Raw genomic sequence first — 12901 nt, 5'->3', positions numbered from 1 at the left:
TATGTTCAACGTCTCGATAATGACATTTCTCACCAGTCTTTGAACATGGCGGCGGGAAGGTCAACAACCGGGCGGCATCTCGCGTGGGCCGATGCAAGGGGAGCGGAGCGATGAAACCGACACGTTACAACAACGGGCCGTTGAACGAATTGGGCGTCGTCGACATCGCTGAGGGCGTGGCCCGCAAGGTGTTTTCCGCGCAGGAGGTGGTGCAGGCCTGCTTGGAGCGTATACGGCTGCGCGAGCCCCATCTGGGCGCGTGGGTGTGTCACGACGGAGCGGAGGCGCTGCGGCAGGCCGCCGGGGTTGCGGCAGGGTCGCGGCTGCCGCTGGCGGGGGTGCCCTTTGGAGCGAAGGACGTGTTTGATAGCGCCGGGATGCCCACGGAGATGGGGTCGCGGCTCTATTCCGGGCACAGGCCGCGATTTGACGCGGCCAGTGTCGCGCGGCTGCGCGGGGCGGGAGCGGTGCTGATCGGCAAGACCGCCACCGCCGAGTTCGCGGGCACCCAGCCGACCGATACGCGCAACCCGCGCGATCCAGATCGCACGCCGGGCGGCTCTTCGAGCGGATCCGCCGCGGCGGTCGCGGATTGCATGGTCCCCTTCGCGCTTGGCACGCAAACCGGTGGGTCTGTCCTCAGACCGGCGGCCTTCTGCGGGATTGTGGGTTTTAAACCCACATTCGGGTTCTATCCGGTCGCGGGGATGAAACCGGCGGCGCGCAGCTTCGACACCGTGGGCGTGCTGGCGCGCAACGTCGCCGATGTGGCGCATGTCCATGCGGTGCTGATGAATGCGGTGCCTGCCGCCGCGCGGGAGGGCGCACCGCGCCTGGGGGTGTTCAGGTCGCATCTGTGGGACACGGTCGAGACCGGGATGCGCGATGCCATGCAGGACGCGTTGGCGCGGCTGGAGCGGTGCGGGGCCGTATTGTCGGAGGTTGCCCCGCCGCCGGGATTCGAGACGATCACCGAGCAGCGGGCCATCGTGAACGCCTATGAGCGCGCGGGCGATCTGACCGCGGAGTGGCTCAAAGACGGCGCTTGCATGTCGCGCCAGAGCCGCGACGTGTGCACGCGCGGGCAGGCGATTTCCGGTGAGGACTACGTCGCGGCGCGCGAGGCCGTCGCCGCCTTTGCCGCCGCGACGGAAGGAATGTTTGCGGATATCGACGTGCTGGTGACGCCGACGGCTCCTGGCCCCGCCCTCGAGGGACATGACCATACCGGAGACCCGAGGTTGCAGGAAATCTGGACGATGCTGCACCTGCCAAGCCTGAGCCTGCCACTGAGCATGGGTGGGGCTGACCTGCCCGTCGGGCTGCAGATGGTCGGTTGCCGGTTCCGGGATCGTGACTTGCTGGGCGCAGCGCTGTGGGCGGCGGAGCGGCTTTGACATATTTTTGGAACAAGTATTGAAATTGAGACGACGCTGTGATTGAGTTACGCTTGCGCGGCGGGGGCCGGCGCAATCTTCAGGATCAGAGAGCCGAATGACCCGCGATAACGGTGCCGCAGACCAAAACATCCTGACGCGTCTCGGCCCTGCCATGCTGGCGGCGCAATACGCGGCCGGGTTTTGGCGCGACGATACCCTCTATTCCCTGGCCCGCGCCCATGCCGAGGCGGTGCCGGAACGGGTCGCGATCCGCGACTCGCATTGTGCGCTGACCTATGCGGAACTGGTGCATTTGGCGGACCGCATCGGCGCGGAACTGATCGCGGCGGGCCTGCGGCCCGGCGACCGGGTAGCCGCCTGGCTGTCGAACCGGGTGGAACTCGCGCCGCTGCTGCTGGCCTGCTCGGGGCAGGGGCTGGTGTTGTGTCCGTCATTGCACCGCAACCATACGGTTGCAGAGATCGCGACGCTGGCGCAGCGGATGCGGGCGCGGGTGCTCGTGACGGAGGTGGGGCATGGCGCCGATGCGGGGCAGGCAAGCATCGCCGAGGCGGTGGCGGGGCAGGCTCACCTGATCCGCCATGTCGAATTGCCCGCCCCCGTCGTGCGCGGCCCCGAGGACATCAGGCGGATGCTTGCGCCGGGGGACGGGGCCCCGCCGGGCGCGGCGGGCCATGCTGACGATATCGTCTACCTTGCCTTCACCTCTGGCACGTCGGGAGAGCCCAAGGGTGTGCTGCACAGCAACAACACGCTGCTGGCCAATGCCCGTGCGCTGGCCCGGGACTGGGAATTCGACGACACATCGGTGATCTATTCGCTGAGCCCGCTGAGTCACAATCTGGGTTTCGGCGCGCTGGTGCTGTCGCTGCTGGCGGGTGGCACGATGGTGCTGCACGACGCCCCGCGCGGGGCCGGGCTGCTGGACCGCATCCGCGAGTGCGGGGTGAGCTTTCTCTTCGGGGTTCCGGCCCACGCGATGGATCTCGTGGCCGAGATCGACCGACGGGGCGCTGGTGACCTCGGGACGCTCAAGGGATTTCGCATCTCCGGTGCCGCAGTGTCGGAGGCGACCGTGGAAAAGCTGATGGCGCACGGTGTCGTGCCGCAGAGCGGCTATGGCATGACAGAGGGGTGTTCGCACCACTACACGCTGCCCGATGATCCGAAAGAGCGCATCCTGGGCAGTTCCGGCACCGCCTGCGCGGGATATGAGGTGCGGATATTCGACATCGACGATCCCGACAGGCCGCTTGCGACCGGCGAGACCGGGCATATCGGCGGGCGTGGTGCGAGCCTCATGCTAGGATATTTCGGCGACCAGGAGGCGACCGAGCGCGCGTTCAACCGGCAGGGCTGGTTCATGACTGGCGATCTTGGCGTGCTGGACGGGGACGGGTATCTGCGCGTGACGGGTCGGATCAAGGAAATCATCATTCGTGGCGGCCACAACATCCAGCCCGCGCTTATCGAGCGGCTCGCCATGCGGCATCCCGCGCTGAGCGGCGTTGCGGTGGTTCCCGTGGCCGATGACAGGCTCGGGGAGCGCGTGTGCATCGTCGTGAGCACCGACGCGGAGACCGGGATCGAGCCGGCCGACCTGCTGGCGCATCTCGCGGCGGAGGGGCTGTCGAGATACGACATGCCGGAATATTTTCTGCGCGTGCCGGAATTGCCAACCAGCGCGAATGGCAAGGTGCTCAAGCGCCACCTGGTGGCCGCCATCGCAGCCGGAGACCTGCAGCCGGTGTCGGTCAGATGAAAGGTGCCGCCCATGCCCCCACCGCCTGAACTGGCCGATCCACTTGACCTGCTGCGGGAGCAGTTGCGCCAACCCCGGCACAATCTATGGATGGGCGCGACCGCCATTTCAGCCGACAGGGCCACGCAGACGGTCGAGACCGAATTGCGCTTCCGGCCCGAGATGAGCGGTAAGGATGGCGAGATGCTGTTTCACGGCGGCATCATCGCCTCGCTCATCGACATGACCGGCCATGCGGCGGTCGCGGTCTGGTATGGCGGCGGCACGACACCGACGATCGGCTTGCAGATCGAGTATCTCGCCCCCGCCATCGGCGAGCGCCTGACCGCGCGCGGGATGCTTCGCAAGGCGGGGCGCTCGATCGCCTGCGCCGATGTCGAGGTGCGGGCCGGAGATACGCTCGTCGCGCTCGGGCGGGGACGATTCAACACCAGGGAGCACAGGACATGAAAGCGGTCGTCATACGTGAATTCGGACCGGTCGGCTCGGCGCAGGTCGAGGATATCGAGACCCCGCAACCGGGACCCGGCGAGGTTCGCGTCGAGGTAGCGCTGGCCCCGGCCAATTTCGTGGATACGCTGGTGATGCGCGGGGCCTACCAGTTCCTGCCAGAGCGCCCCTTTGTTCCGGGCAAGGGTCCGGTTGGCACCGTGAGCGCTCTTGGTGCGGATGTTGCAGACTTGCGGATCGGCGACAGGGTGCTGGCGATGGTCGAGCAGGGCGGCTATGCCGAGGTGGTCTGCGCGGCGGCAGACCAGTGCTACGCTTTGCCCGATGCGATGGGCTTCGAGCAGGCGACGACGATATCGCTGGCCTATGACACGGCATGGATGGCGCTGACGGATCGTGCGGGGCTCAAGGAGGGTGAGACCGTCCTTGTGCTCGGGGCTACAGGGGCGGTCGGTCTCGCCGCGATCCAGCTGGCCAAGGCAAGGGGGGCGCGGGTGATCGCCGGAGTGGCCAGCCCCGAAAAGGCCGCGCTCGTGCAGGACGCCGGGGCCGACGCTACAGTGGACATCGCCCGCGATGACCTGCGCAACACCCTGAGGGCGCAGGTTCATGATCTGACCGGCAAGGCGGGGGTCGACGTGGTCATCGACCCGCTGGGCGGGGATTTCTTCGACGCCGCGTTGCGCGCGCTGGCGTGGCGCGGACGTCTCGTCGTCGTGGGCTTTGCCGCCGGGCGGATACCGACGCTGCGCGCCAATTACCTCCTGCTCAAGAATATCGCGGTGACGGGCGTGCAGATCAGTGATTACCGCAAGCGCCGCCCCGATCTGATGCGGCAATGCTTTGCCGAGGTGTTCGATCTGTTCGTCGCGGGCGCGATCCGGATAACGCCGGTGCAGGTCTACGCGCTGGAGGATTACGCCCGCGCGCTGAGTGATCTGGTGGATCGCAGGGCGACGGGCCGGGTCGCGCTGCGACCTTGATGGGGCGGAGCGTAGCGTCCGCGCCGATGCCGAAATCCGTAACAGATTTCGGACCGACGTCCTTGCAAGACTAGCTAAGTGATGTTCAGTCCCGGAGTCTGATGGATCGGGTTGAGGATGAAGTGATCCGGCTCTGAGGTCCAGACCTTGCAGATGTATTCGTAGGGCGTGAGACCGCTGAGCGTCTTGAGGCGCCGGGCGGAATTGCAGGCTGCCATGAAGTCTGTGAGATGTGCGCGCAGCTGATCGTGGCTGTCGTAATGAAAGCGCTTGTCTCCGGTCGCGCATGACAGCGGAATCTTTTGCGGGAAACGGGCTATCGCAGGCGGTCGTCGGGCCCTGAACCCGCAGGTCATCGATTTCATATCAGGTGTTCCTTGTTGAGTTCGACCAGAACGTCCCGAAGAACCTCTTCGGGCATGTCGACCAGAAGGTTGTGGTTGCGATCGATGGTCGTATGGAGTGACCTGCCACTGAACTTTCATCCACCCGGAACCAGAGCCCTTTTGGTTGTGGTCCGACCCCGAACCTTCGACCGCCGATGGCGAGAGTTTTCCTGCTTGGATCAGGGTGACAGGCTGGTGATGCCCCCCGATTTTGTCAGCGTGATCGGGGCTTTGTTGCCGATCGCACTGTGTGGCCGTTCCTCGTTGTAGTATCTACGCCAAGTCTCCAACTTTTCGGCCGCATCTGCAAGCGTCAGGAACCAATGGGCGTTCAAGCACTCGGCACGGAAGCGGCCATTGAACGCCTCGATGAAGGCGTTGTCCGTAGGTTTGCCAGGTCGTGAGAAGTCGAGTGTGACGCCGCGCTGATAGGCCCAGAGGTCCATATCCCGGGAGATGAACTCGCTGCCCTGATCGACACGGATGGTCTTGGGATAGCCGATCATTCGGCAGGTTCGATCCAGCGTCGTGACCACATCTTCGCCCCGATAGCTGAACCGCGCGTCGAGCACAGGCACGTATCGTGAGAACGTGTCCACGACGGTCAGAACCCGAAGCTTCTTGCCCGTCGCCAGCTGGTCATGGACAAAATCCATCGCCCAGACATCGTTGGGGCCGACGGCTTCGGCGCGATCATCGCGCAGCTTGGCCTTCACCCGCCGTTTCGGCGTCTTGTTCCTCAGCTGCATGCCCAACTCCCTGTAAATACGATAGACTTTCTTGATGTTGATGCCCCAGCCCTCGCGGTCCAGGAGCACATGAACCCGGCGATAGCCGTAGCGCACGCGTGTCTCGCAGATCTCTTTGATCCGCTTTTCCACGGCAGCCTGATCGGCGCGGCGGGATTTGTAGTGAAACGTCGAACGATCAAATCCGATGGCTCCACACGCCGCCCGGATCGAGACCGCCCAATCGCTGCACATCCCGCGAACCAGTTCGCGCATCCGACCAGGCCTCAGATCTTTCGCCGGATGACGTCCTGCAACATCTCGCGGTCCAAGGTAAGGTCGGCTACGATCTTCTTCAGTCGGCCGTTCTCGTCCTCGAGCTGCTTCAGCCGCTTCATCTCCGTCGGCAACAGACCCGCATACTTCTTCTTCCAGTTGAAGTAGGTGGCCTGGCTGATCCCGGCCTTCCGGCAGATCTCGGCAACCGGTGTGCCGTCTTCGCCCTGCTTGATGATGAACGCCTTCTGCGCGTCCGTAAACTTCGATGCCTTCATGTGATTCCGCTCCTCTCCCAGCCGGGAAATCATAGCGGAAAACTCCACCTTCAAACGGTCCTGTTTGCGGGGATCAGGTCAACGACCGTCTGAAAACGGCGATGCGAGGGTCTACACCATTGACCAAAATCCTGCGTTGGCATATATTGCCAACAAAGGAGGCCTGTCAAATGGTGACACGCAATGTCGTTCTGACCGAAACCCAGGACCAGTTGGTTCAGGCCTTGGTGGCATCCGGGCGCTATCAGAACGTGAGTGAAGCAATGCGCGCGGGGCTACGGTTGCTCGAACAGGAAGAAGCTCAGTTCGCAGGAATCCGGCAAGGCTTGCTCGAGGGATTGGCGCAAGCCAGGGCGGGCGAGTTTGCCGAAGGTAGCGGAGAAGACGCGATCCGGCGGGCCTTTCGACAAGCACGCGCGTCTTCATGAGCCGCTCCTTTCGGCTGACGCGCCGCGCAGAGGCCAGCCTGGTCGAGATTGCCAAGTGGACGATAGCGAAGTTCGGGCTCAAGCAGGCCGAACTTTATGAAACGGAACTGCTCGACCGCTGTCAGGCGATCCTGAACGGTCAGGCGCATAGCCGGAGCTGTGCTGTTTTGGTCGATGATGCCGCGGATTTGCGGTTCACGAGCGCAGGGGAGCATTTCTTTGTGTTTCTGGATCGGCCGGACGAAGTGATCATCGTCGACATCCTGCATTCCCGAAGCGATCTTCCGCACCATGTTGCCGCGCTGGCGGCGTCAAGGAATGACATATCATAGTCCAGCAGCCTTGGTCAGGTTTACCCGGAACCGGTCGCGGCGACGCTGATAGCGGCGGGTCATCTCGGCCGAGGCGTGCCCAAGTTGCTTCTGGACGTAGCGCTCGTCGACCTCGGCGGAGCTGGCGAGACCAGCGCGCAGGGAATGTCCGGAAAACAGTGCCAAGCGTTCTTTCTCAGATAATTCCGAACGGATGCCGCTCTTGAGAACCGTCGCCTTGATCAGCCGAGCCACATGCTTGTCGTTGAGTCGGGCGTTGAGCGCGCGTTTACCGTCGCGTGACGTGCGCACGAAGACTGGCCCGAAATCGATCTTGGCGAAATGCATCCATTGTTCGAGCGCATGCACCGGGCAGGTCTGTTCGGACGATCCGCGGCCGATCTCGACCTCACGCCAACCGGTTTTAGCGTTGAGCGTGAGGATCGCACCATCGTCGAGGATCTCGACCCAACCGCCGGAGTCCGGCGTGTCGTCCTTCCCGTGATCGAGACTGACAATCTCGGAGCGCCGGAGCCCACCAGCGTAACCCAAAAGCAGGATCGCGCGATCCCGCAATCCGCGCAGATCGAAGGGCAGGGTGGCGACCATGGCGAGGATGTCCTCGGGCAGGATCGCCGCTTTCTGCACTGGCGGGCGTGCGTGCTTGCGCTTGATCCCGGCCAGCACCGCGGCGATGTGCCGGTTCTTGCGGTCCAGGGTGAAGCCACGTTGCGCGTAGTTCCACGCAAGGCCGGAGAGCTTTCTGTCTATCGTCGAAACTGACAGGGCAGGGACCCCATTCCTTGGCGCAGCCAGGTCGGTGAGATAGAGTCCGATCATCTCCGGCGACGGGGGCAGGGGCTCCGTGCCTTTCAACCGGCACCAGCGCGCGAAGTGCTTCCAATCGGCCGCATAGGCCTTGTTGGTGTTCTCCGCCGTCGAGGCCTTGGCGTAGTCGCGGGCGGTATCGACAAGGCGGTCGAGATTGCCGGAGCCGGCCACATGGACGGGCAGGGCGATCGTATTGCCGTCCGCAGCCTCTCTCTCGTCGATCTTGTGATCTCCGGTTGCAGCATCGTTCACTGCACTCGATTTCTCATCGCCTGAGGGCGTATTTTCAGGTGTTCTGCTCATGTCGTTCTTGTTCCATTGGTGGACACTAACGTATTGATATCATTGTATTCATGTTCTTGTTTCATTCCCGGATTATAGTTTCATTATCGGACATAAGACACCTATTTTCCGGGTTTGGCCATGGTGGATCGATCAGACATCAACACTGTCGACGATGCAGCATGGGAACAGGCGGTCGCGCGGGAAGCTGTGATCCGCCGTCTTGCAAGCAAGGCGTCACCGAACCGTGCCGAATTCCTCAAGGCCTGCCGAGACCTTGGCCTCAAGCGCTCCCGCCTTTACGAGTTGATCTCAGCCTACAAGGCGAGCCCGGTCGCCAGTTCCTTGCTGGCGGCTCAGGTCGGGACACCGACGGGCAGCCGTCGGCTGCCCGCCGAGATTGAAACGGTGATTTCGGGGGCGATCGAGGATTTCTACAAATCCCTCCAGAAGCCGAGCATAAATGCCCTGCAAAAGGAGGTGCGCAGACGATGCAGTCAAAGGGGTCTGCGTCCCCCGTGCTGGACCACGTTGCGGGACCGTGTGGCGGCGATAGATCCGGCGGAGCTTACAGCTGCGCGTGAGGGGGCAATGGTCTCTCGACAGCGACATCGCCCGGTGCCGGGCAGCTATCAGATCGAACGGGCCTATGAGGTGGTTCAGATCGACCACACGCTGGTGGATGTCATCGTTGTCGACCGGGTTCATCGGAAGCCTTTGCAACGGCCCTGGTTGACGCTCGCCATCGACGTCGCCAGCCGCACGGTGGCAGGCTTTTACCTAACGCTGGAGCCGCCGTCGGCCTTGTCGGTGGCACTGACCATCCAGCACCTGGTGCAGCCCAAGTTCGACTGGCTGGAGAGCCTGGGTATCGACGCGGACTGGCCAGCCGAGGGATTGCCGGAGACCATTCACGTCGACAATGCCAAGGAATTCCGCTCGAAAGCGATGAAGCGCGGTGCGGAAGAGCACGGGATTTCCCTGCTGTACCGGCCGATTGGGGCGCCGCATTACGGCGGTCACATTGAGCGTTTGATCGGAACGATGATGGGGGCGGTCCATCTGCTGCCGGGATCGACCTTCAGCAGCATCAAGGACCGCGGCGACTACGATTCCGTGGCCAAATCGGTGATGACGCTCGATGAGCTGGAGCACTGGTTGGCGCTGGAAATTACCCGTTATCATGCAGAACGGCACCGCGCGCTTGGGATTCCGCCGGTTGCGGCCTGGAACGAGGCCTATGGGCGGCGCGAGGCACCTTTGCGCCGGCCATACGATCCGGAGGGGTTCCGGATCGACTTCCTGCCGAGCACGGAACGCATGGTACGCCGCGATGGAATCCATCTCTTTGGCCTGCGGTATTGGGACGATGTCCTGAGCCTCTGGGCGGGGCGGCAGGACCGGCAATTGCGGGTGTCCTACGATCCTCGTGACCTCTCCACGATCTATGTCCGGAGCCCCGAGGGCCAGCGCTATCCTGTGCGGTTTGCGGACCTGCGCCATCCGTCGATCACTCTTGCGGAGCATCGCCGTGCGCAGGCGATTTTGCGCGAGCGCGGGCGCACGCTCGAAGACGAAGACCTCATATTCGCGGTGATCGAGGAACAGCGCGCCCTGGTTGATGCTGCCAGCACCAGGACACGGGAGGCCAGGCGGTTTTCCGAGCGACGGGACCGAGCGCTTGATGGGGTAGGGGCCTACGAGGCTGAGGATGCCGATCCGAGACCAGAGGAAAACGAGAATGTGCTCAGGAACCATCCGGGGTTCGAAGTCGAGGAATGGTCGTGACCGAAGGCAGCGCATTTGCACATCTCGATCCGGCCTACCGCCGGTTCGCGGCACTGCCGGATGATGAGCGCATTGCCTGGATCCGGGCTGACCGCTGGATCGGTTTCAATCAGTCCGGGGCGGCTCTGGCACGTCTGGAGAACCTGCTGACCTATCCGCCGCGTGACCGGATGCCCTGCCTGCTGATCTATGGCGATACAGGCATGGGCAAGACCAAGATCGTCCGCAAGTTCGAACGCGACCACCCGCCAAAGTTCAGCCAGGTGACCGGCGTTGACCACCGCCCGGTGGTTGTCGCGCAGGTGCCATCCGAACCCATTGAACGCGATCTTTACCGGGAACTTCTGGCCAGCATGGGCGCGCCGGCGATGACAGGCGGTACGCTCGCCCGCGAGAAGGATATCTGCCGGTCGCTGCTGCGGACCGTGGGGGCAAAGATGATCATTCTCGACGAGGTGAACGGCATGCTGGCCGGCACCTTCCGTCAGCAGCGCATCTTTCTCAATGCCATCCGGTTTCTGGCCAATGACCTGCGGATTCCCCTGGTTTGTGCCGGAACGGACCTGGCTCGGCAGGCGCTGCTGACCGATGCGCAACTGGCCGAGCGCTTCGAGGCGTTCCATCTCAAGCCCTGGCAGAACGATGCCGCCTTCGCCGGGCTCCTGAAAAGTTTCGAACGTATCCTGCCCTTGCGCGAACCCTCCGATCTGATCAGTGGGGAGGCCCGAAAGCGGATTCACAAGCTGACCTCCGGTGTGACGGCGCGCATTTTCCGCCTGATCGAAACGGCGGCGGAAGATGCGGTTCGGTCGGGCAAGGAGCGCCTCGACGCGGATAGTTTTGGCGACAATCTGGTGCTGCCGCTGGTCTCGATGACCCAGACCGCTCGGCGGCGGGGCAAGCCCGTGCAACAACGGGTCGGGGCATGATGGTGTCGGCCCGACTGCCCGTCGCGCCGCGGCCGTATCAAGACGAACTGCTTTCGTCCTGGATGGCGCGGGTTGCCGCGCGCTACGGGGCGGAGCCTCTTGAATTGATGGTGTACCTGGCGGGGCAGGGGGGTAGGGACGCAGGCGCGCGGCAGGTTGACGATGTGGCGCCGGATATGCGGCTGCTCAGGCTTTGGGCGAAGGCCTGCAGGATCGATCCGGAACGGCTTCATCGCAGGTCACTGGCTTCCCGATATCCTGATCGGCCGCGGGACTGGTTGCGGACCGAGGCGGTGCCGGTCTGTCTTGCCTGTTTCGATGCGGATGTCGCTGCCGGTCGCGATGCCTATCTGCGGGCAAATTGGCGATTGGCGGAGCAGGTGGTTTGCCCGGCGCACCGGACCATGCTCCTGGATCACTGCCCCGCTTGTCGCGGCCGCCTGAGGCTTTCCTTTCGTATGCTGAATGGCTTGCTGCGCCCCTTCTGTCGCAAATGCGATGCCGTTCTGACCGGCGGGGGAGGGGAGACGGAGGACCTTTTGAAGGCGGATTTCGCTGTGGGAGTTCTCGAGCTCCAACGCCAGATCAGCGGAATCGTCAGAGGTGGCCCAGGCCGTCTTGATCGACTCAATCATGGAATTCGCACTCTGTGGGCGCCGCTTGATCGCGATGGGGCGGCCCGGCCTGTCCTCGCGCTCTGGTACGATGAACCGGGGTGGAACTGCCCTTACGAGGCCCGCGCAGCCGTCGGCCGGCCTGCGCCGTTTCAGCACCTATCGGTGCGCTGGAGGGCCCTGACACTGGTGATCCTGCAGGATCTCTTCGGACCAGACCTCGTGCCCAATGCAGTCTTGCCTGAGGCAGCCCTCGTCCTGTTCAGGCGTGCGGCGCCGCTGCCGTGGCTCACGGATGGGCGAGATCTACGGAACGGCAAAGGAAGGCGCGCGATTGACGCTGGAGCGGAACGAGTCCACAGATTGAGCAAGAGGCCCGTCCACCGGTTAAATGGAAATTTCCTCGACGAGAGAGGCGATTTCGGCCGAATCCACCCATGAAACTAAAACGACAGTTCCGGGTCATGTATCGTGTTGCGTCATGTCCGATAATGCAAACTTATTGGACATAAACGAGATCGGCAAGGCGGGGCGTTTTTTATGCAATTTTCTGGTAGAAAGCGCCGTGCAGATGTAGGCTCCAAGCATGACATTTGCCCGGCACGCTCCCATCGACGACCTCGACAGGTTACCCCGGATGCCCGCCTGGGTCACCTCCGCCCGTTCTGAAAGGCTTGAAGATGTGGCGTTTTTATCGGGCGCGTCGCTCGCTCACCTGCATCTTGTGTTGGCACGAGGGGACGTGCCCCAAGGCTTGTTGCGGGATCGCCTGGCGCTGCACGCAGCAGAGGCCTGCGTCGCGTTCTCCGGTCGGCCCGAAAGGGCAAGCGAGTTGCGCGACGCGGTGCACCTCCTGCGCCCAGGGGATTTGCCCGGCCCGGCGGGCGAGACCTACATGGCCTGGCGGCGCGCGGTGGAGCGGCCGGTTTCGGTCAACGCACTGGGCCGTGCGTTGCCTACGCATCCACCAGAACAGATCGCAGGCTGGCTCGACGCGGGGCAGGGCGCGCCGATGACCCGCGCCGCAATGGTGCTGGAGGCGGTGCTCGCGGAGGCGCCACGGGCGGAGGTTCCGGCGCTCGTCCTCGCTGACGCCGCCCTTGCCCAGATGCTCGGATGGGAGCATCTCGTGCCGCTCCTGGCCATGGACCTGAAGCGCGCCGACCTGCGCAAGCGGGGCGACGATCTGCGCGTGGCCTGTCATCGTGCGGTTGTTGCTTCGGCGGTCGACGCCGAGCGTCTCTCCGCCGACCTCGCACGCCGGGCGGCCCATCTGAAAGCGGTTGCGCCAAAGCTGCGGGCCAAGGGGGCCGGGGACGCGGTCAAGATGTTCCTGACCCGCGATGCGGTGGCGCCCTCGGCGCTGCCCTTGCCGGATCGCGCCGCGCGACGTCTCTGCGACCGGCTGGTTGAGCTTGGCGCGGTGCGCGAGCTGACTGGGCGCGACACCTTCCG

At 63.8% G+C, this 12901-nt stretch carries 12 protein-coding genes and 1 pseudogene; 10 read left to right on the top strand and 3 right to left on the bottom strand.

Features of this window, described 5'->3' with window-relative positions:
* Positions 1–110 precede the first annotated feature (110 nt).
* The 4 genes from CRJ03_RS08845 to CRJ03_RS08830 all read left to right on the top strand — a co-directional run bounded on the left by CRJ03_RS08845 (position 111) and on the right by CRJ03_RS08830 (position 4595).
* Positions 111–1397, top strand: coding sequence for an amidase (locus CRJ03_RS08845; protein WP_104018523.1), 1287 nt, complete (start codon positions 111–113; stop codon positions 1395–1397).
* Between the two features lie 97 nt (positions 1398–1494).
* Positions 1495–3162, top strand: coding sequence for a class I adenylate-forming enzyme family protein (locus CRJ03_RS08840; RefSeq protein ID WP_206018338.1), 1668 nt, complete (start codon positions 1495–1497; stop codon positions 3160–3162).
* A 12-nt stretch (positions 3163–3174) separates the two neighbouring features.
* Positions 3175–3612 carry a PaaI family thioesterase gene (locus CRJ03_RS08835; protein ID WP_104018522.1) on the top strand — a complete coding sequence of 146 codons (438 nt, stop codon included), beginning with the start codon at positions 3175–3177 and terminating at the stop codon, positions 3610–3612.
* Positions 3609–4595, top strand: a complete 987-nt coding sequence (locus tag CRJ03_RS08830) for an NADPH:quinone oxidoreductase family protein (RefSeq protein ID WP_104018521.1) — start codon at positions 3609–3611, stop codon at positions 4593–4595. The genes CRJ03_RS08835 and CRJ03_RS08830 overlap by 4 nt, the downstream gene beginning before the upstream one ends.
* A gap of 74 nt (positions 4596–4669) precedes the next feature.
* Here CRJ03_RS08830 and CRJ03_RS08825 read toward each other — a convergent pair.
* A pseudogene (locus tag CRJ03_RS08825) lies at positions 4670–4867 on the bottom strand (IS481 family transposase); the annotation flags it as partial.
* 293 nt (positions 4868–5160) lie between these two features.
* Positions 5161–6263 (bottom strand): IS3 family transposase gene (locus CRJ03_RS08820; RefSeq protein ID WP_104018520.1). Its coding sequence is split into 2 segments (ribosomal slippage): positions 5161–6002 and positions 6002–6263, totalling 1104 coding nucleotides; the frame shifts between segments, so codons are not numbered across the junction.
* A 170-nt stretch (positions 6264–6433) separates the two neighbouring features.
* Here CRJ03_RS08820 and CRJ03_RS08815 point away from each other — a divergent pair.
* Both CRJ03_RS08815 and CRJ03_RS08810 read left to right on the top strand, forming a co-directional pair.
* Complete coding sequence (locus tag CRJ03_RS08815) at positions 6434–6691, top strand: type II toxin-antitoxin system ParD family antitoxin (protein ID WP_104018519.1); 258 nt, start codon at positions 6434–6436, stop codon at positions 6689–6691.
* On the top strand, positions 6688–7023 hold the full coding sequence (locus CRJ03_RS08810) for a type II toxin-antitoxin system RelE/ParE family toxin (RefSeq protein ID WP_104018128.1): 336 nt from the start codon (positions 6688–6690) through the stop codon (positions 7021–7023). The genes CRJ03_RS08815 and CRJ03_RS08810 overlap by 4 nt, the downstream gene beginning before the upstream one ends.
* On the opposite strand, the gene CRJ03_RS08805 is transcribed toward CRJ03_RS08810, so the two are convergent.
* The gene (locus CRJ03_RS08805) at positions 7018–8136 is read right to left on the bottom strand and encodes a tyrosine-type recombinase/integrase (protein ID WP_104018127.1); all 1119 of its coding nucleotides are present in this window, start codon (positions 8134–8136) and stop codon (positions 7018–7020) included. The two genes, CRJ03_RS08810 and CRJ03_RS08805, sit on opposite strands and share 6 nt — an antisense overlap.
* Positions 8137–8256: 120 nt before the next feature.
* Between CRJ03_RS08805 and CRJ03_RS08800 the strand changes: the two genes are divergently transcribed.
* From CRJ03_RS08800 to CRJ03_RS08785, 4 genes are all read left to right on the top strand, one after another.
* Entirely contained in the window at positions 8257–9903 is a 1647-nt protein-coding gene (locus CRJ03_RS08800) for a TnsB C-terminal domain-containing protein (RefSeq protein WP_104018126.1), read from the top strand.
* Positions 9894–10832, top strand: coding sequence for a TniB family NTP-binding protein (locus CRJ03_RS08795; RefSeq protein ID WP_104018125.1), 939 nt, complete (start codon positions 9894–9896; stop codon positions 10830–10832). The genes CRJ03_RS08800 and CRJ03_RS08795 overlap by 10 nt, the downstream gene beginning before the upstream one ends.
* Positions 10829–11887, top strand: a complete 1059-nt coding sequence (locus CRJ03_RS08790; RefSeq protein WP_338066340.1) for a TniQ family protein — start codon at positions 10829–10831, stop codon at positions 11885–11887. Before CRJ03_RS08795 ends, CRJ03_RS08790 begins: the two co-directional genes overlap by 4 nt.
* A 145-nt stretch (positions 11888–12032) precedes the next feature.
* Positions 12033–12901 (top strand): DUF1403 family protein (locus CRJ03_RS08785; protein WP_104018138.1); only part of this gene is annotated, 869 nt, incomplete at its 3' end.

It is taken from the genome of Roseovarius nitratireducens, assembly GCF_002925845.1.
GTDB classification, from domain to species: Bacteria; Pseudomonadota; Alphaproteobacteria; order Rhodobacterales; family Rhodobacteraceae; genus Roseovarius; species Roseovarius nitratireducens.
The sequence above is the reverse complement of the archived record's forward strand: the minus strand, read 5'-3'. Positions and strand labels throughout refer to the sequence as shown.

What these genes read in the sequence shown, in the direction of transcription:
- CRJ03_RS08840 (WP_206018338.1), top strand. Translation starts at nt 1,495, where the DNA reads ATGACCCGCGATAACGGTGCCGCAGACCAAAACATCCTGACGCGTCTC.
- CRJ03_RS08790 (WP_338066340.1), top strand. Translation starts at nt 10,829, where the DNA reads ATGATGGTGTCGGCCCGACTGCCCGTCGCGCCGCGGCCGTATCAAGAC.
- CRJ03_RS08830 (WP_104018521.1), top strand. Translation starts at nt 3,609, where the DNA reads ATGAAAGCGGTCGTCATACGTGAATTCGGACCGGTCGGCTCGGCGCAG.
- CRJ03_RS08795 (WP_104018125.1), top strand. Translation starts at nt 9,894, where the DNA reads ATGGTCGTGACCGAAGGCAGCGCATTTGCACATCTCGATCCGGCCTAC.
- CRJ03_RS08835 (WP_104018522.1), top strand. Translation starts at nt 3,175, where the DNA reads ATGCCCCCACCGCCTGAACTGGCCGATCCACTTGACCTGCTGCGGGAG.
- CRJ03_RS08800 (WP_104018126.1), top strand. Translation starts at nt 8,257, where the DNA reads ATGGTGGATCGATCAGACATCAACACTGTCGACGATGCAGCATGGGAA.
- CRJ03_RS08815 (WP_104018519.1), top strand. Translation starts at nt 6,434, where the DNA reads ATGGTGACACGCAATGTCGTTCTGACCGAAACCCAGGACCAGTTGGTT.
- CRJ03_RS08845 (WP_104018523.1), top strand. Translation starts at nt 111, where the DNA reads ATGAAACCGACACGTTACAACAACGGGCCGTTGAACGAATTGGGCGTC.
- CRJ03_RS08805 (WP_104018127.1), bottom strand. Translation starts at nt 8,136, where the DNA reads ATGAGCAGAACACCTGAAAATACGCCCTCAGGCGATGAGAAATCGAGT.
- CRJ03_RS08810 (WP_104018128.1), top strand. Translation starts at nt 6,688, where the DNA reads ATGAGCCGCTCCTTTCGGCTGACGCGCCGCGCAGAGGCCAGCCTGGTC.